Raw genomic sequence first — 19,390 nt, 5'->3', positions numbered from 1 at the left:
GGAACTCCTTCTTTTTGTTAAATTCTAAGCCATAGAAAAGGGAGATTTAAAGAATGCACGTTCGTTCCTTTCAATTAAGCGACGTTACCCCTGTGACTGAACTGCTGCAGACCGCATTATCGGAAGAATGTTTCGAGAGCACTATCGAGCCTTTCTCCAGGCAGCTTTCATGGGATTCCGATCTCATTGTTGTTGCTGAGGATGAAGGAGAGATTGTTGGTGCGCTGATTGGTACGATCGAGAAGAATCACGGCTGCTATTTCCGCATTGCCGTTCATCCCGACTACCGCCGCAAAGGAATTGGCAGAGGTCTTGTATCGGCAATGGAACACAAGTTTCAGGCCCGCAAGGTCAGTGGTATTTTTGTAGCGGTTGATGAGCATAATTCATTTGCCCTGCCGCTGTATGAAGCCATGGGTTATGGCGAGGATCAAATCTTCAAGTCAGTACGGAAGCTCAGCATTGTCGGATAAGGAACTTTAATTCCGGTGCTGCGTAAGCGGAAACATTTTCTAGAGTAGAGAACTATAGCAGTGGTTACGTCTTCAATGATCATGAATAGGATAACATGCTTATTTTAGGATTGAGTACGTGCTTGCATAGTCTGATTTATTATACTGAAGCATATCTTCCCACAGTCCATTGCAAATGGCCGGGAGATATGCTTTTCTATTGTTATGGACTTGAATGACCAATGAGAAGCAAGAAGGTGGCCTATGAACCAGGAGCTTAAAGAAGATTTCATGCGGAGCCGCCGGCAGAGATACCGGTCCGTTACCCACGGGAAGCCTGGCTCTGCACCGGGACGGGGCTGGGTCCGCGATTTGCGGAATTGGCTCATAACTGCCGCAGTTATTTTCACATTGATGTCACTGCTCAATATATTTGTGTTCAACGTCTCAACGGTTATCGGCCAATCCATGCAGCCAACGCTGCTGGAGGGCGAGAAATTGATTATTAACAAGATCTCACTAGTCTTTGCCAGTCCAGGGCGTGGAGATGTGATTGTTCTTCATGACCCAAGCACCGGACCAGACCGTAAGGAATACCTGGTGAAACGGGTCATCGGGATACCGGGTGACAAGGTAGAAGTGCGGAACCATAAGCTGTATGTGAACGGCAAGCTTAAGGCTGAGCCCTATGTGGATACGGAAATACAAGACCCGGATTTTGCCCAGCTTACCCTTGATAAGGGAACCTATTTTGTGATGGGGGATAACCGGCATGCGGGGGCGAGCAAGGACAGCCGGTATTTTGGTGCCGTTTCACAGGACCTTCTGGTCGGCAAGGCTGCGTTTATCTGGTGGCCCTTTGGCAAGGCAAGTGCATTATAAGTGAAGGAGAAGGCGGTAATGAACAATAACATTCAGACATCCTATGCCCCACCGCCTTCGAAATGGGAAGGTCTCAAAGCTGAAATTATGGCTGCTGCTTCGGAACTCGGTATTGATGATATCGGGTTTGCGACTGCGGAGCCGTTTTTATATTTGAAAAATATGCTCCAGGAGCATCGGGACAACGGGTATGATTCGGGGTTCGAGGAGCCGGATCTTGATAAGCGGACCATCCCGGCCCTGCAGTCCGGGGGGCAGCCGATGTCCATTATCGCCATAGCTGTAGCTTATCCCTCCAAAATGGAAAATCCGCCCAAGTCAGAGCCGGGTGCACGGCGCGGTATTCTGGCCCGTGCCTCCTGGGGGCGGGATTATCATCATGTCCTCCGGGAGGCACTCACCAAGCTGGAGGGCTTCATCCGGGAGCGTGTGCCGGGAGCCGAGCTAGAGAGCATGGTGGATACCGGAGTGCTGGTTGATCGGGCCGTCGCTGAGCGGGCGGGCATCGGATTCAGCGGTAAAAACTGCAGTATCATCTCCCCCCAATGGGGCTCATGGATATATCTCGGAGAGATGGTGACGAATATCCCTTTTCCGCCGGATAAGCAGGTAGAGGAGGGGTGCGGAGATTGCACAAAATGTATCGACGCTTGTCCTACAGGGGCCCTGGTGGGTCCCGGGCAATTGAATGCCCAGGCCTGTATTTCGTATTTGACGCAGACGAAGGGCTTTCTAAGTGATGAATACATGACCAAGATCGGCAACCGGCTGTACGGCTGCGATACCTGCCAGATCGTATGTCCGAAGAACCGGGCGAAGAATTGGGATCACCGTCCCGAGCTTCTGCCTGATCCCGAGATCGTCAAGCCGCTGCTGCTGCCAATTCTCGAACTCAGCAACCGTGAGTTCAAGGAACAGTTCGGAAGCAGCTCAGCAGCCTGGCGTGGCAAGAAGCCGATTCAGCGCAATGCGGTAATCGCGCTCGGGAACTTCAAGGAGACTGCGGCTGTGCCGAAGCTGACTGAAATTCTGCTGAAGGAAACCCGCCCGGAGATGCGCGGGAGTGCTGCCTGGGCGCTCGGACGTATCGGAGGCCAAGAAGCGCTTACGGCAGTGAAGCTGGCGCTGCGGGAGGAAGAGGACACTACGGTCCGGGAAATGCTTGAGCGCTCGCGGGACAAGCTCCTGCTGCAGGAGGAGGTTCAGGAACATGACTGAGACAATGACAGACACGGCCTGCATGGAGAAGTTTGTATTTTATGATGAAATGGATTCTCCAGTTGGCCCGCTTACCCTCTGCGCAACAGAGGCGGGGCTGTGTCTTATAAAGTTCGGTACGTTTGGGGATACCGCTTCAGGTATCGGCCAATGGATCAAAGGGCAAATGGGCCAGGTCAAGCTGCATCAGGATTCATCCAGATTATCGGAGGCTGTTCAGCAGCTCGAAGCCTATTTTGCCGGTGAGCTGAGAGGTTTCTCACTCCCGCTGGATATGCGTGGTACTGTGTTCCAGCGTCAGGTATGGGAAGCACTGTGTACTGTGCCATACGCGGGATCGGCCTCATATAAGGATATTGCGTCCCTGATCGGCAATCCGCAGGCGGTCCGGGCTGTGGGCGGAGCCAATAACCGCAACCCTGTGCCGGTAATAGTGCCGTGCCACAGGATCATCGGTTCGAGTGGTGCTCTTGTCGGTTATGCGGGAGGCCTGGGGATCAAAAGCCGGTTGCTGCAGCTGGAGGCGGAGCACGGCATGGCGGACGGAATGGGAGCCTACCTCTTTTAATGTAGTTTTAGTATTTGCAGTGACCTGTTGCATTGTATTTGCCAATTGCTGTCCAGTTGTTGAAATGCTATGATAGATTCGCGTGCCTAGAGCGGCATTGCAGACAATAGAGTAAGAGGTGGACTTTGGATGAACATTGCATTGCCTATTATTACGCTTGTCGTAGGTCTGATCGGCGGATTCTTTATCGGGGTATATTATCTGCGCAGACAAATGACAACGATGCAGAATGATCCTGAAATGCTGCAGAAGGTTGCCAAACAGATGGGGTATAACTTGAACGGAAAGCAGATGCAGCGTGCCCAACAGATGATGAAGAACAATAATCAGCCGGGACGTGCATCAGCGGCGGGCAAAAGACAAGGCCGTAAAGGCAAGTAACCGGTCCCGGATAAAGTGGAATTAGATACGGGTACGGAAGGGGGAGGCTTCATGGGGGGCGTCAAAGATTACATGAATGGCAAGGTTGCTGCGAACCGTGAGCAAATCGAGTACCACGTAGAGAAAATACTGGAGCTGATTGGTGAAGACACAGGCCGCGAAGGGCTGCTGGAAACACCGGCCAGAGTTACACGGATGTATGAGGAGATTTTCGGCGGTTATTCGATTGATCCCCGTGAGGCGCTCGGTGTGACCTTCGATGAGTCTCATGAGGAACTGGTGATCGTAAAGGATATCGTCTACTATAGCCAGTGCGAACATCATATGGCCCCATTCTTCGGGAAGGTGCATATCGGGTATGTTCCGAGCGGACGGATTGCAGGGCTCAGCAAGCTGGCCCGTCTTGTGGAGGCCGTAAGCCGGCGCCTTCAGGTGCAAGAACGCATTACGGCGCAGATTGCCGATATCATGACAGAGGTTCTGAATCCGCATGGTGTGATGGTCGTTGTGGAAGGGGAGCATCTTTGCATGTGCGCCCGCGGGGTGAAAAAGCCCGGCAGCAAGACGGTAACCATGTCAACGCGGGGGACCTTCCGTGAGGACGCTGCCGCCCGGGCGGAGTTTTTGGCTTTGATCAAGGAATAGAATACTGGGGCATGCCCCGTTGCTTCATAAGATTAAGAGCCCTTCCATCACTGCCAAGTGACGGAAGGGCTCTTTTTGCGTCTGGACGAGTAACGGTGCCGTCCTTTGTTAATAAGGTTGCCAGACAAGCTTGCGGGCGGCGGTAAACCTTTCAGAGACATATGGCCAATTTACAACCTTCCACCAGTCCTTGATGTAATCCGCGCGGTTATTCTGATGCTTGAGGTAATACGCGTGTTCCCACACATCCAGGGTCAGTAGAGGAACGACATCCCATTGGGAGAGATTCTGGTGCTTCTCCGCTGTCAGGATTTCCAGTCTGTGGCTCCGCGGACTCCAGACCAAAATCGCCCAGCCCCCGCCTTCCACTTTGTTGGCCGCCTCCGTGAACTGTTCCTTGAAGGCCTCGTAGCTGCCGAAGCTGTGCTCTATGGCATCCAGCAGTGCGCCTGTCGGACGGCCTCCCCCTTGCGGTGACATGACGTTCCAGAAGATGGTATGCAGATAATGGCCGGCCCCGTTAAAGGCAAGCTCCCGCTCCCAATGCTTCACCAGGTCAAAATCTTTGGTTTTCCGGGCTTCGGCCAGCTTCTTCTCCGCCTTGTTCAGTCCGTCTACGTAACTTTGGTGGTGCTTGTCATGATGGATTCTCATAGTCTTTTCGTCGATATACGGCTCCAGCGCATTATAGGCATAGGGAAGAGGCGGCAGGGTATGGCCTCCGATCGGAACCGTGCCCTGTTCCCGATTTCCGGAGGACTGAAGAATCAAGGGAACCTGCGGGCTAGGCCCAGTCTGACTGTCACTGGGCTTATGCTCATCTGCTGCTTCCGATTGCGTGTCCTCCCGCATCCAGAGGGGAACATTTCCGTGTAATGTCAGGGCGCTCAAAACGCCCAAGACATACTCTGACTCCCGGATGATGTGCAGCAGCACGGTTCCAGCCAACGGCTGGGCTTTTACAGCGGCGCTTCCCTCCATCAGGGCATATAGCTGCCGGATGAACTCGCGGGACTGGGAGCAGGCCACCTGGAGAAGCTGCTCTGTTCCGGCGGCCAGCTCTGCCGGACTGCAGCCCTGAGAAGCCTCAAGCAACTGGCGGGCTGCTTGCTCGGTAGCCCCGAAGACAAAAGCCCATTCGTCTAGCAACTTCACATACCGCTCTTCAAGCTGTGGGATAACCGCCTTAATGACTACCGTATGCTCCTGCTCCTGCTTTTTCCAGAATGCAATTTCTTCGAGAATACGTACTGGCAGCACTTGCCCGTATAGATCCGGCATACCTGTAATCCTCCCGTCATAGATCTTCAACAGTTCATTCTATGTACAGGAGCAGCAGCTTATGATTTCCACATCGAATTCTTAGCGCTTCATAACAGGGTGATTCTTCAGATCCACTGGCTCTGCAAACTTAACATTCTTAAACACTTGATTCACATTCAATTGCTGTTCTACACGCAGTGGTAATGGGGACGCTGTAATCTCATTGATAGTTGTGCCGGTTTTATCGGTAAGGATAACCTTCAAATCGAGCTCTGTCCGGGTCATTTTCAGTTCGCAATCATTTGCCACTTCAATTTGCAGGAGCTTAAAAGGAGATATATCAATAACTACCGTGAGCCCGATTCCTGTAAATCCGTAAAGATACGTTTGTTCTGTTGCACCTGTAGCTGTATAGCTCATGTTAATGGTCCCGCTTCCAATCTTAACGCGGGATTGTAAATCCCCGATCTCCCCGGGAATCCGGGGCGCAAGCGTAAGCCTCTGATTAATCATATCCGGCCGGAACCCCAGAAAATACTGATACCACACACGCAGCTGCTCGGCATTGGACCAGGCTTGCAGGTAGGCTCCCGTAAGTTTGGCTGAGCTCTGGCCTTCCTGCGGATAAGCATCCATATTCTCGCTCAGTCCCCCGACTACTCCCAGGTTCAGCGCTTGCCAGTTCATATTCTTGAAAAGTTGATAAGCAGTTTCTTTCTGCCCGGCCTCGATCATACGCTGCATGGCTATACCGTTTAACCAGAGCCAAACCGTACCATTGTGGTAAGCTTCATCTTTATGGTACAGGCTGGTTAAGTGAAATGGATGGAAAAACGGATGTTTTTGATTCAATGAAGCAACTCCCCATGGATACACAAGTTCCTCCCATGCTGTACGAATCACTTCACATTTGAAAGAATCATCTTCAATCATGTCCAAGGCAAACAATTGGTTGGGCCGCAGTGAGAACTCCGGCTCATCCTCCGAGTTCAGCCGGTCAGCGAGATAGGGATGTGCCTGATCCCTAAAATCCTCTGCAAAATTTCTTTTGAGTTTGCCCGCGATATTGCTCCATTTCTTCGCGCTGCCGCTGTCGTCCATGTACTCGGCAAAGTATATCCCAGCTTGCAGCTGGTCGTACCAAAGCGCTTGAATGTCATTGGCCCGGGTGTCTCTAGGAGAGTAGGACTTCAGATTCGCATCCCGGGCATCCATCCAGGTTTCGTTATCATCGTGCATAAGGTAGCCTTTATCGTCCACCCAATGCTTAATGGAGCCTTCTATACTGTTTTGTACTGCCGGATAAAGCTCTGTGATGATTGCCGAGTCACCCGAATATTTAACGTAATCCTGCAATTGGATAATAAACCGCGGTGTCCCGTCGGTTGTATGGTAGTCTACGTTTTTTAGAGCGAGAATATTGGGCACCCTGCCGAAGTATTTGGAAGTTGCATCGGTGTTCTGAAATTTCGCAAAGGATAGCAGTATATTCTTAGCAGTTTCAAATTGCCCGGTTACCAATACGGCTCCCGGAAGCGCAATAAATTGGTCTCTTCCCCAATATTCATTAAACCAGGGGAGGCCGGCATAGATCCCGTCGCCTTGCTGTCTGGTCACCAGTTGGTCCATCGTTAGATTTAACCAATTCAAAGACAAGGCGAGCGAGTCACTGGTGCTGGCGATATACACATTCTTCTGCAAAAAATCCTCCATACGCTGTATTCGTTCGAGCTTCATAGGGATGACATCCCGTCTCGTATCATGAATCATATCTGCCGCTTCGGCAGCCGTTTTGCCCACGGCTATATAAAAGCCTCCGGCGCTGGCGCCGGAATAAACGATATGGTTCTTAACTTCCACCGGCTGGCTGCTTGCTGCGCCTACAGCAATAACCCATCCGCCTTCTATTGAATTGAAAAAAGCGATGCCTTCCCGTGGGCTCAGCGGGTTCAGCTGTTCTCCCAACAATTCAATCCCAATGGTTTTTTGAGCACCGGAGAGACGGATCTCCAGCACATTTTTGTAGTCAAACATCCATAGTTCTTCGATCAGACTTCCATGTCTACGTACCATTTTATAGGGGGACACACAGACTTCAGCTTCTTGATTATCCAGTTTCCGTTGATCTGCAATTAAAGTGTAGCCGCCAAAAATTCTGCTTTTTGAGATGTTCAATCCCTCAAAATAAGCATGCTCAACATGGTTATTGAGATGGGATTGAGTATAATAATAAGCGGCCTCTTTATTAGTAAAGGAAATTCCGCGATTCTCTTCACGAGAAACGAATATGTTCATTTCATCCAGAATATCGGATGTTTGCCCGGCATGATTTGTTGATAATTTCACTGTTGCTTACCTCCCGCAGTAAAAATTTATACATTACTCTTTAACAGAACCCACCACGATTCCTGTAACAAAGTATTTTTGCATAAAAGGATAAATCAGGAGCAGTGGCAAGGTGGAGATCACGATTTTGGCAGCATTCAGCGTCCGGTTCGAAATCTTGGAGTACTCTATGAGCTTTTGTGGATCAGTTATATTCTGAACGTCTACGCTTAGCTGCTGGATATAAGTCTGCAAAGGGTAATTTGATGTTTTGTTGATATACACCAAAGCACTGAAGTAGTCATTCCAATGTCCGACAATCGTAAACAGCGTTACAGTGGCAATTGTAGGCAGCACCACAGGCACATATATTGTTGAGAGAATTCTCCACTGCGAAGCCCCGTCAATGGTTGCGGCCTCTTCCAGAGATTTCGGTACGGCGCGGAACGCATTCATCAGCAAAATGACATTGGCGATCGGCACAGCTCCCGGCAGAATCAAAGCCCAGATGGAATCCAGAAGATGAAGCTGTTTGACAACCATAAAGGTTGGAATGAGACCACCGGAAAACAGCATGGCGAAAATCACAATATTCATATACACCTTCTGTGCCCGGAATTGCTTTGAGCTTTTGGATAACGGATAAGCAGCAAGAATCATCAGCATCATATTGACTATCAGACCAAGGACAACCCGTTCCACCGAGATCATAAAGGAGCGCCAGAACTGGGAGTCCGACAACAACTTCTCATAGGAGCTTAACGTAAAATTAACCGGGAAAATACTTACCATATTTGCGGAAGCCGCCGCGTTGTCACTGAAGGAAATGGCAACCAGATTAATTAAGGGTATAAGGCAGGATAAAGTGAATGCTAATACAAATATCCAGATTATAGTATCCGCAATTCGGCTTTTGATGGAATGAGTGATAATGAATAACACCTCCTTGTTCAGAAGATTCTGTAATCGGTAAGCTTCTGTGCCAGTTTATTGGCGGATAGGATGAGAACAATTCCGACAACCGACCGCAGTAGCCCTATCGCTGTTCCCAGGCTGTATTGTCTCTGTACCAGACCCACCCGGTATACATAGGTGTCAATAATATCGGACGTTGCATACACCAACGGATTATATAGATTGAAAATCTGGTCAAACCCGGCATTGAGCACGTTGGGCAGATTTAAAGTGGTAACCAGCAGGATGGTTGGCATCAGGCCGGGCAGCGTCACATACCACAGCTGTTTAAACCGGTTGGCGCCGTCAATGGATGACGCTTCATAAAGTCCCGGATCAATGGCCGTCAGGGAGGCCAGATAGATGATAGAGCCATATCCAAACCCTTTCCAGACATCTGTTAATACCAGCATAGGTCTGAACCAGTGGTTGCTGGCCATAAACAAAACCGGATCAATGCCAAACCATCCCAAAAATGCGTTAACCGGACCTTCGTATGAAAAAATATTCATAACGACAGTAGCCAGTACGGCCCAGGACAAAAAATTCGGCAGATAAACAACGGTCTGCATGAACTTTTTGACAAATCGTACGCGAATTTCGTTTAACAGTAAGGCGAACACAATGGAAACCAAAGTACCTATTAAAATTTTCCATAAGGCAATGACTATAGTATTGATTAATATTTGCTTACTGTCGGGAATTTGAAACATAAATTTGAAATTATCAAGTCCTACCCAAGCTGATCCACTCATCCCTTTAGCGGGGATGTAATTTTGAAAAGCCATCACGATACCGAACATTGGAATAAACGAGAAGATAATCAAAAATACTATACTTGGTGCGAGCATAAGGTGGAACGCCGCCTGATCTTTTTTATTGTTCATTTAGAATCATCTCTTTCTATCATTTGGAGGTGATTTCTTTATTGACTTCGTTCGTAATCGTATCGCCGCCTGTTTTTTTCCAACTGCTGACAAAGCTATCAAAAGCGTCAGGAGATTGCTCACCGGTAATGATCTTCAAAAACATTTCCAGCTCCATCTTCGTCAGTGTGGGCCACTTCAGTGCCATGGAAGGTGTTGTTCCGAAAAATACAGGGTTTACTTCCTTGATCTTTGAATTCTTGACCAGGTTGGCCGTCGTGATGCTCGAGGTATATCCGGCCCATCCATTCGAATCCAGTTTCTCCCCATTTTTTATGTTATCCAGATACTTCTTGTATGAGCGGTAGGCGTTTATATCGTTGCTGGTGAGCAGTTTGCTGCTATCCCCAGTTTTCAGCGCTTCTTCCATAATCCCGACATTACGGTAAAATGCATCATAGTAATCGATATTTATAGCAATCGGAGATCCCCCTACGTTATAGCTGGCATAGTCCTCAAATTTCTTCAGGACCGCTGCATCTTTTTCCTGATAACGCTGATAATCAAACTGAAGGCTGGCGATTTTTATAGCGGCTTCCGGATGCTCGAACCCTTTCCGGACCACAAGGTAACTGCTTGAAGGGTTGCCGGTGAACATCGTAACTGAACCATCCTCCGACTGCGGAGCCACATAAGAAGCCCACTTGGCATTTGGATTCAGCTTAATCGAATCCGCTACCGTCCAGCTTCCCCACCAATTGTCCATGAACGATCCGCTTTTTCCGCCGGTAAGCAGCGCCTTCCGGTCGTCGGATGTGCGTACGGCAAACTGCCGGTCGATCAAGCCTTTTTTGTACATATCCGCCAGCTTTGTAAGGGCCGGCTTCATTTGGGGCTGCACGGAACCATACACTGCCTTGCCGCTCCCATCATCCATCCATTGTTTCGGGAATGCGCCATACAGCGTAAAGATGTTGTTCAATTCATACTGGCCGCCGGAAACACCAGCGGTATTTTCATTGTCGACCACAAGACCAACCGTGTTTCCCGCTCCATTGCCGCCAGGGTCTTTTTCAACGAACTGGGTGATGATATTCTCCACATCATCCATCGTTTTGGGATCTGCGAGTCCCAGTTTATCCATCCAGTCTTTGCGCAGCCAGAGGACCCCTGGGCCGTGTGAAATTTCCGTAGTCGGCAGCGCCATCAGTTTTCCGTCAAACCTTGCGGTATCCAGAACACGGCCCTTATAGGAGTCGTAAATCTCCTTAATTTGGTCGCTGGCGCATTGATTATAAGCATCTGTCATATCCGCAATAAGATCGTTTTCATAAAGCTGCTGCAGAGTAGAGAGGTCAGGGACAACCATGATATCAGGAATCGTACCGCCTACAATGGCCATTGAAACCTTTTGGTTATAGTCCGTGCCGTCATTTGCTTCAAATGCAACTTTGTTTTGCACGTTGAGTTTTTCTTTGATATATCTGGTCCACACATTATCGGTTGCATTATCCTTTTCATACGGCGTTCCCGCAAGCGCAGAGAAGTTGGAGGCCACCTGTCCTATGGTGTAGGTAACGGTTTCAGGATACGGGGTAAAAGGAGTCGTCTGGGCTTTCTTCCACGCGGGATCATTTGAATTTGCCGCAGGGTTTTTAGCCGAGTCATTGGAATTATTGGAACTTTGGCAGCCTGCGACTGACACGGCTAAAAGCGCTGTCAATAAAATAGTGCAAGACTTTGTGAGCTTGGATGACATATAAGAACCCCCTTAAATAAATACGTTGAGTCAATAGGCTAGAGATAACGGATTCAAAGCGCCGGCTTGCTTTGAAACCAGAATTAATTTGGCTTCTTTATTGTAGAGCCCTTTACTTTTGAGCGTAAATACAAATAAATTACGTTTTACACAAATAAATAACATACTTGAAGCAAAGCGTTTTGCTTGCTGAAAAGCTCAATTAAAACATGGTACACTATACATGATTAGGGACACAAATGGATTACTGCGTATGGAGAGGGCGTCCGGGATGTTAACGATACTAATAGCAGATGACCAAAGGGAAGAACGGGAAGGCATCGAATTTCTCATTGATGAACTGGGGTTTGTCCTCCATATAGAGACGGCGGAGAACGGTCGAAAGGCTCTCGAGTATCTGGAGCAAAATCCTGTTGATATCCTCTTTACTGATGTTCGGATGCCCTTGATGGATGGCTTGCAGCTTACCACAGAAGCTTTAAATCTTAACCCCAAATTAAAAGTTATTCTTTTCAGCGGGTTCGCTGAATTTGAATATGCAAAAACCGCCATCTCCCTTGGTGTTTCTGAATATCTTCTCAAGCCGATCAATGTTGAAACTTTCCAGCATACCATGCAAAAAGTAATTGCTCAGCTAACAGATCAGAAACAGGAAAACATCGCTTCGCAAATTAAACTTGAATATGTCAAAAAGCATGTGCTTTTTAATCTTGTTAACGGCCTGGGAATACCTTCTTCGATGAAGGAGATATCCTTCGAGCTTCCGGATCATTATCATGGAATGTTTTTGCTGGAATTTGACAAGAACTTTTTTGAAAATGCCGGCCCGGAGTTTGAGGAGTTTATCTTGTCTTTACTGAAGGACCCTGTTGATTATGTGAATTTGAATGGCTGTCAGAGCTTGCTGTTATTTCCCCATCTGCCAGCAGGTTCCCCCTGTTCTTTCCATGATTTAGGCACGTTTTTGCATGATAGTATACTAGATAACTACAAAGTGCATTGCTACCTCGCTATCAATGATGAAATCACGGTGCTGGAGGACCTTTCCGCCGCTTTGATTCGATTAGATCAACTGATGGAATACCGGTTCTTCTCACCGGATTTTTTTGTATGTGAAGTGAAAAAAGATTTTTACTTTTCTAATGACATGCTTCCCGGGTTATCAGATGGCGATCTTTTAAATCACATCAGAAATAATTTGAAGGAAAGGGACATTTTCAGTCTTAGAGCAAATACAGATCTTTTGTATCAAAAATATGCGAATCAGGCTCAGTTTTCACAATTATATGTCAAGTATATGTTCTCTTCTTTGTATCAGGAGATTATGACCTATTCTGCACCTGTATCTGAAATTGAATTGAGCTATGGAATCGAAAAAATATATAAGTCCGAAGAATTAAAGGAAATAAAAGAGATTATAATTGCCGGGATTGCTCTTCTTGATCAGGAGGATAGCAGTTCCGAATTTTTAAACCGGGATATTGCCGCCGTAAAGCAGTACATCGAGGATCATTATGGCGAGGATTTGAGTTTGGATCTTCTTGCTGCAAAGATACATTTATCACCCCATTATTTAAGCTCCATTTTCAAAAAAAATACGGGATGCGGATTGAACAAGTATATTAAAAATGTCCGTATGAATATAGCGAAGGACATGCTGCAGCAAACACATCTTAAGGTTTCGGATATTTGTTATACAGTGGGGTTTCAAAACGTTTCTTATTTCTGTCAGAATTTTAGGGATTTTTTTGGACAAACACCTGAGAAATTCCGGCAGTACAATCAGAAATAACCCCAGCCCGGGAGGAACGGCATGCAAACGTGGAAGGCCCTTAAACAGAAAATCGGAGACTTTAGATTTCAAACAAAAATAAAGCTTTCATTTTTACTGGTCAGCATGATTCCTGTTATTGTTCTCGGAAGTTTTTGCTTCTCAGAAACCAGATCGCTCTTAGTGCAGCAGTCAAAAGCCGATCTGAATGCCACGTTAAAACAAAGCGTCCTGTCTGTAAACAACCAGATGGATGTCTACAATAAAGTAATGAACTTTCTGAGCTTCAACCAGGAGATTTTGAATGCCGCCAACACCACATATACCAGTGCGTATGAAATGTATGACCAGTTAAATAACGTAATCGATCAGAATTTCTTTACAGCGCGTTACTTAAACACCGGGGTAGAACAAATTATCCTGTATACCGGAACTAATCTGCCTCCACATGGAAACACAGTAAGACCTATCGATGAAATCAAAGAAGCCTCATGGTACCCGCCTGTAATGAAGTCGGTTGATGTTCTTTGGTTTTCCAGCGGGAAAAGTGTATATAGTGTCCGGCGTCTCCTCAGCACAAAACAGGAAAATCCCAAAGATAATATTCTGTTTGCACTGGTAGACTATGATGCACTGTTTAAAACGTTTGAACCCCTCGAATCTCATGGAGCGGAGATAATGATAATGAACTCCAATGGAGATTCTATTTATTCCTCGGGAGCAGACCGTAAAAATTCAGTTATCCCCATTTCCGATAAGACAGCTGATGAGTTTCATTGGAGTGGTAAGAACTACACAATCTTGCAATCTTCGATCCCGATTACAGGCTGGAAAGTATATTTGTATAAGCCGACAAGCCTGATCACCAACTCCGCATGGTGGATTGCTTTGACTGTCCTGTTGATGATTGCCGCCTGTATCGCTGCTGTCGTTATGGCTGGCACACTCTTTTCCCGGAAAATTATGCTGCCTATTCACCGCCTGCACAAAAATATGAAACTTATAGGAGAAGGGAATTTAGAGATTAAAGTTTTTAGCGATTCTAAAGATGAAATTGGAGATCTGATCCGAGGGTTTGGAAGTATGTTAGGAAGAACCAAGACGCTAATTGATACTGTGTATGTGGGAGAAATTGCACGCAAGGAATACGAAATGAAAGCTCTGCAGGCGCAAATCAATCCTCATTTTCTATACAATTCACTGTCATTAATAAACTGGAGAGCGCTTCGAATACATGCGACGGATATTAGTGAAATGGCACAGCTATTATCTACCTTTTACCGTACTACGCTCAATAAGGGCGAGAATCTGATATTGGTTTCAGACGAAATTCTTAATGTTCAGTCCTATATTAATATCCAGTTGATTATGCACAGCAACAGTTTCGAGATAGATTATCAGATTGATGACTCCATTCTTTCCTGCCGTATGCCCAATTTAATGCTCCAGCCTTTAATCGAAAATGCGATCATTCATGGAATTGAAAACCGGGAAGACGGTGGTGGAATCATTCATCTCTCAGGCCAAAAAGATGGTCAAAGTATAGTTTTTCTGATAACTGACAATGGAATTGGAGTAGAGCAGGAGCGGCTTGTTCTATTGCTTAAATCTCAATCTAAAGGATACGGACTTAAAAATGTAAATGACCGGGCAGTTGTAATGTACGGCGAACAGTATGGACTTACGATTAACAGTATCTTCGGAGAAGGAACTCAAGTTTTACTCAGAATTCCTTATGATGAACACAATTAAGATTCAGCTTCCGCGCATATAAAAAACAGGTTCACGAAAAGGCGATTGAGCCGTTTCAGAACCTGCTTAAATGTTACGACACGGTGAAACATATACGTCTGTTCTACTGGGCTTTGGCCAGCTGCACGTTGCCCAGAAAAGCGGACACACGCCGCAGATATTCACGGGGGTGCTCACGGAACAGCAGCTCATGATGGCTGTCCTGCACGATCCAGGAATCCGAGTAAGGGTTGCTTTGGTTCGCCGCAAGTTCTTCAGCAATCGGATAGGGCGCCTTGTCATCTTTGGTGCCATGCAGGAATAGTGTAGGGAACGGGTAATCCTCCGCTTTGACCTTGGAATAGGGGATTTGATTCAATCCTGTACCGTTCAGCACTGGAAATAACAGCTCCATAATCTCCAGAGAGGGCTGGCGGGGGAGGTCGATATTGTGCTTGATGTTATGGTACAGCGTATCCGGCTCAAGCAGGAAGGTGCTGTCCAGAATCATGGCATCGACATCCTTGGTGACAAGTCCTGCCTGAAGCGCGGTACCAGCTCCCATCGAGAAGCCCCAGACTACAATCTCTTTGGCGCCATGCTCCTTGGCGTACTTTATGGCTCCAAGGAGCTGCTTGGATTCTTTTTTGCCGCCGGTGGCGATATCCTTGTTGGTCTTGGAAGCGAAACCGTAGTCGAACATGACAACGTTGAAATTCAGGCTGTGCGCATAGTGTGCCAGATCATACATCGGTACCCAGGTTTCCTCGCGATTGGCACCATATCCATGACTGAACACAATAGTCTTGGTCGAGCCCTTCGACGGAATGTACCAGCCTTGCATCATGCGGCTGCCATCCAGCGCCGGAAAGGTGATATCCTTATAATCCAGTCCCTTGGCCAATGAAGGATTGGAGTAGAGCGGGGCTACAGTCGGGTTGGACAGCACCCAGGCGATATAGCCATGCAAGGCGATAAAACAGAAGACAAAAAAGAAAAAAACGGATAAAAGCAAAGCAACGACAATATGTTTAACGCGAATCATCCGCAAAGAAAGCTTGGGTGCAGCACTTGGTGTGCGCTCACCCGGCATACGGGAGACCGGTGTGCCGGTATGCGTAGTTGCTAAGTCCATGAGGTCCCCTCCTATAATGGTCCGTAATTTGCAACGAAAAAAAGAATGTGCGGTGAGAAATTGTGCTGTTCATTCTCTGCTGCAGGCTATATAATTCATATATTTAATCGTATGATTATGACCTTACAAAGTCAATGAATTCGCCGCTTTTGTAATCTAACTGTAAAGTGCCGCCCAGACTTTTCCGCTCACTGAAACTGCTGGACTTTCCCGGGGCATTTGCTCTAAGATAGAATGGATATCTTAAATAATGTAACCGGGTTTCATTTGGTGAAACAGTTGAAGGAGAGAGTGCTGTGGAAGACCGAAAGCTGACTGTACGCGCGGTAGAACGTGCGTTGGATATATTGCTGTGCTTTACACAGGAAAGTGATCTGAGTCTGACGGAAATTGCCTCCAGAATCAGCCTGCACAAAAGCACAGTGCACCGGCTGCTGACTACGCTTGAGGATAAGGGATTTCTTCTGCGTATTGAAGCCACGGAGAAGTACCGCCTGGGCATCCGCATCTGGGAGCTGTCCACGCATCTGCCGACATTGGATGAACCGGCGGCGCTGCTGCTTCCAGCCATGGAGAAGCTGCGCGACTCGCTGGGAGAGACGGTCAGCCTGTATCTGCGCGACGATCTGGAACGTGTGCGCATCCAGGCGGTGCAGAGCAGGCAGGCGATCCGCCGGGTCGCACAGATTGGTGCGAGACTCCCGCTCTCAGTTGGTGCTTCGAGCAAGGTGCTTGCAGCCTACGCTCCGCATGAGGTACAAGCCCGCCTGCTGGCCGATCCGAACTGGCCGGAGGCTGTGGACAGAAGTACGTATTTGGAGCAATTGCAGGAAATTACACGCCGGGGTTATGCAACAAGCTTCGAGGAACGGGAGCCGGGTGCAGCAGCGGTAGCGGTGCCCATTACCGGAAGGGCGGGGAATGTGGTCGCTGCGCTCTCCCTGTCGGGACCCGTCAGCCGCCTTTCCCGCGAGACGCTGGAGGATTATGCCATGATTTTGGCCGAAAAAGCTGCTGAAATGGGTCTGATGATGGGTTAAAGCACCCAAGTTCCGTTATATAGTCGATTTAGGGGGTAATTAGTAAGTGAAGGTAATTGTACAGTCATTATCTATAGGATATTGTGGTTAATTCCGGGGCATGGGGTGATAGGATGGCAACTGTAGTACCCGATTCATTAATGGAGGAGATGGAGCAGCTCCAGGAATCATTCAGCAGGATTACTGGGCAGGCTATCGTACTAACAGATCAGGAGGGCAACGTCTTTACTCGTCCGGTAGCTCCAGGAATGTTTTATGAGGTCATTTTGACTTCACTCCAGAATATAGACAACCCTTTCAAGCCTACCCTGCGGAGATTGGGTCCTTTGTCGCATCCTGTAATTCTGGAGGAATGGATTCCCGGATTGAAATATGCCATCATCCCGTTGTTCCCCGGTTATGGACAGGTCTATTATTTATGGTCGGGCATCTATATGCAAGAGGGCACCAAAGCGCTGGTAATGCCTGCTTTTGAAGCGAAAATGAAGAATCACCCGGTCTATGAGCATTTATGTAAGGAGCTGCTTGCCCTGCCTGAGCTCAGCCGGGAGCGAATTGCTGAAGTACGGGACAAGATCGCCGTGCTTGGCCGTATCCTAAGCAAGTTGTTGTCCGGTTGTGCGGGTGCCTCCTCTGCCACACAAGGCTTTGGAGATATGATCTCCGGGCTCTTAATGAATCTGGAGAAGGGTTATCTCAAGGTTGAAGAGGTACTGCAGCAATTGGCGGCCACTCCTTCGGCTGGGGATTTATATGCTTTTGCCAAAGAGAATGAGGCTGGGGAATTTCAGGTGAAGTATGCCGCCGGCAAAGGATCGGACCAGCTAATGAATGCCGCATTCCAGCAAGGCGACGGATTCCTGGGACAGGCTGCACTAGGCAAGGAGCCACGGCACTGGAGAACGAGCGCGATGGACCCGAGGTCACTGTTCTTCACGCAGCGCGGTCTTCCGCAGCCGGAATATTTATCCTGCTACCCTGCTATGATCTATGGCGGCAGAAGAGCGCTGCTGCTGACAGTTGGCTTCGGTAAAAGTGAACATATACAGAACTACGACCCTCAGGAGCAGTGTGTAGCCTCATTACTGGGGATTTCCGATAGAGGGCAGAAGCTGATACGACGGGAAGAGCTGCGCAAAGAAGGAACCCTCATTCTTAAAGAAGCTGTGCGGCTGCTGCCGCTGGCAGCCTCCCATAAGGAACTCGGTAGCCAACTGATTGATACAGTAATGAGCATGCCCTTTTCCCCTGCATCTGTCCTTGTCTTTTTTCAGAACCCAACAGCTGATCAGAGTACATATTACGCCAGAGGCTGGCCGGAAGCAGAAGAGCCGTTCTACGTGAAGGATCTGAAGATGCGGTATTCCCCCCAAGCTTTTCTCTCTGGCTCTGTCATCCATGAGACCTCAGGCGAACGGTTCTTGCTGGAATGCCCGTTAATCGCGGAAAATGTATATAAAGGGATATTGTCCATCGGATTCCGCAAACGAATTGAAGCACAGGAATGGCGGGCCTTTATGGAGTGTATTGCCACTCTGGCTACGACGGCTATCCGTCTTCTGGAGAAGGACAGCAGATATGCAAAGCAAGCGGAGACCTTTTTGAATAACCTCCTCCAAAATCTGCAATATCATCATCCGGAGCTGCAGCGCATTTCACTGGAAGCCTCAAATATGGCTTATGATTTTGCCCGTTATGCAGGCCTGCCAGAGAAAGAGTCCGAGCGGCTGAAACTTGCTTGTAAGCTGGCACCTTTTCCGCTGGAGGTACTAATGGAATATGATTTCTACATTCAAGAAGTATCGCTGCTGAACCAGGTAGATCAATTGTCCGCTTTTTATTTTGAAATTGAGAAACCCATGCTGTCCTTTGAGGCCCAGTTGCTGGCGCTTGTGCTGCATCATGCAGGCAAACAGGAGCAGGCAGAGACGCTGAAAGACAACCGGGAGAAAGGGATCGTTTCTTCAAGATTTCATTTGGACATCAATGTAAAAGCAGTAATTGATGCGGAGCCGCGGGTGGCGTTTCAGTCCTTTCTGCTCAGCCGGTCCGGGGAACAGCGTCATATGCAGCCAGTCTCGCCTGTTAAGCTCCTCAATAATACGTCCCTCAAGTCACCGAAGGAGGAATGGGGGATCTCGCCCCGTGAAGAAGAGGTGCTTGAGCTGATTATTCTCGGCAAGACGAATAAGGATATTGCTGCGGCGTTGTTCATTAGCGAACATACCGTCAAGAACCATTTGAGCCGTATCTTTGATAAAATGAACGTAAGCGACCGCTCGCAGATTATTGCTCTTATCTATAAAAGGATTCTAAGCTCGGAGCGGATTGAGATATAGAGGTTGGAAGCCTCCTCCATCCAAGTGTAATGGTTCTCAAAACAAAACAGCCTTCAATCCT

General features: G+C 48.0%; 14 protein-coding genes and 1 pseudogene. 9 read left to right on the top strand and 6 right to left on the bottom strand.

Annotation, left to right across the window (positions count from 1 at the left end; all coding sequences use genetic code 11):
* Positions 1–53: 53 nt before the first annotated feature.
* The 5 genes and pseudogenes from A3844_RS09255 to folE all read left to right on the top strand — a co-directional run bounded on the left by A3844_RS09255 (position 54) and on the right by folE (position 4,146).
* On the top strand, positions 54–473 hold the full coding sequence (locus A3844_RS09255) for a GNAT family N-acetyltransferase (RefSeq protein WP_074086822.1): 420 nt from the start codon (positions 54–56) through the stop codon (positions 471–473).
* Between the two features lie 243 nt (positions 474–716).
* The gene (lepB, locus tag A3844_RS09250) at positions 717–1,334 is read left to right on the top strand and encodes a signal peptidase I (protein ID WP_083606774.1); all 618 of its coding nucleotides are present in this window, start codon (positions 717–719) and stop codon (positions 1,332–1,334) included.
* Positions 1,335–1,352: 18 nt separating this feature from the next.
* Positions 1,353–3,120: pseudogene (queG, locus tag A3844_RS09245) on the top strand (tRNA epoxyqueuosine(34) reductase QueG).
* 129 nt (positions 3,121–3,249) lie between these two features.
* Positions 3,250–3,501, top strand: coding sequence for a YneF family protein (locus tag A3844_RS09235; RefSeq protein ID WP_074107254.1), 252 nt, complete (start codon positions 3,250–3,252; stop codon positions 3,499–3,501).
* Positions 3,502–3,552: 51 nt separating this feature from the next.
* A complete protein-coding gene (gene folE / locus A3844_RS09230; protein ID WP_074086826.1) occupies positions 3,553–4,146 on the top strand; it encodes a GTP cyclohydrolase I FolE in 594 nt (197 codons plus the stop codon).
* A 108-nt stretch (positions 4,147–4,254) separates the two neighbouring features.
* Here the strand turns inward: folE and A3844_RS09225 are convergent, their stop codons facing one another.
* The 5 genes from A3844_RS09225 to A3844_RS09205 all read right to left on the bottom strand — a co-directional run bounded on the left by A3844_RS09225 (position 4,255) and on the right by A3844_RS09205 (position 11,313).
* A complete protein-coding gene (locus A3844_RS09225) occupies positions 4,255–5,427 on the bottom strand; it encodes a Fe-Mn family superoxide dismutase (RefSeq protein WP_074107253.1) in 1,173 nt (390 codons plus the stop codon).
* A gap of 81 nt (positions 5,428–5,508) precedes the next feature.
* Positions 5,509–7,755: an amylo-alpha-1,6-glucosidase gene (locus tag A3844_RS09220; protein WP_074107252.1), complete on the bottom strand. Its 2,247-nt coding sequence runs from the start codon at positions 7,753–7,755 to the stop codon at positions 5,509–5,511.
* Between the two features lie 33 nt (positions 7,756–7,788).
* Complete coding sequence (locus tag A3844_RS09215; protein WP_167374661.1) at positions 7,789–8,664, bottom strand: carbohydrate ABC transporter permease; 876 nt, start codon at positions 8,662–8,664, stop codon at positions 7,789–7,791.
* A gap of 20 nt (positions 8,665–8,684) precedes the next feature.
* Complete coding sequence (locus A3844_RS09210; protein WP_074086829.1) at positions 8,685–9,575, bottom strand: ABC transporter permease; 891 nt, start codon at positions 9,573–9,575, stop codon at positions 8,685–8,687.
* Positions 9,576–9,594: 19 nt separating this feature from the next.
* Complete coding sequence (locus A3844_RS09205; RefSeq protein WP_074107251.1) at positions 9,595–11,313, bottom strand: type 2 periplasmic-binding domain-containing protein; 1,719 nt, start codon at positions 11,311–11,313, stop codon at positions 9,595–9,597.
* A gap of 271 nt (positions 11,314–11,584) precedes the next feature.
* On the opposite strand from A3844_RS09205, the gene A3844_RS09200 reads away from it, so the two are divergent.
* On the top strand, positions 11,585–13,105 hold the full coding sequence (locus A3844_RS09200) for a response regulator transcription factor (RefSeq protein ID WP_074107250.1): 1,521 nt from the start codon (positions 11,585–11,587) through the stop codon (positions 13,103–13,105).
* A 21-nt stretch (positions 13,106–13,126) separates the two neighbouring features.
* Positions 13,127–14,836 carry a cache domain-containing sensor histidine kinase gene (locus tag A3844_RS09195; RefSeq protein WP_074107249.1) on the top strand — a complete coding sequence of 570 codons (1,710 nt, stop codon included), beginning with the start codon at positions 13,127–13,129 and terminating at the stop codon, positions 14,834–14,836.
* Positions 14,837–14,939: 103 nt separating this feature from the next.
* Here A3844_RS09195 and A3844_RS09190 read toward each other — a convergent pair whose 3' ends face one another.
* A complete protein-coding gene (locus tag A3844_RS09190; RefSeq protein ID WP_074086897.1) occupies positions 14,940–15,908 on the bottom strand; it encodes an alpha/beta hydrolase in 969 nt (322 codons plus the stop codon).
* A 338-nt stretch (positions 15,909–16,246) separates the two neighbouring features.
* On the opposite strand from A3844_RS09190, the gene A3844_RS09185 reads away from it, so the two are divergent.
* Positions 16,247–16,990, top strand: coding sequence for an IclR family transcriptional regulator (locus tag A3844_RS09185; protein ID WP_074107248.1), 744 nt, complete (start codon positions 16,247–16,249; stop codon positions 16,988–16,990).
* A 113-nt stretch (positions 16,991–17,103) separates the two neighbouring features.
* Complete coding sequence (locus A3844_RS33710; RefSeq protein WP_074107247.1) at positions 17,104–19,329, top strand: helix-turn-helix transcriptional regulator; 2,226 nt, start codon at positions 17,104–17,106, stop codon at positions 19,327–19,329.
* The last annotated feature ends 61 nt before the right edge of the window (positions 19,330–19,390 follow it).

Source organism: Paenibacillus helianthi (genome assembly GCF_001909055.1).
GTDB classification, from domain to species: Bacteria; Bacillota; Bacilli; order Paenibacillales; family Paenibacillaceae; genus Paenibacillus_AQ; species Paenibacillus_AQ helianthi.
Note: the sequence above shows the minus strand (reverse complement) of the source record. Positions and strands in the feature narration are given on the sequence as shown.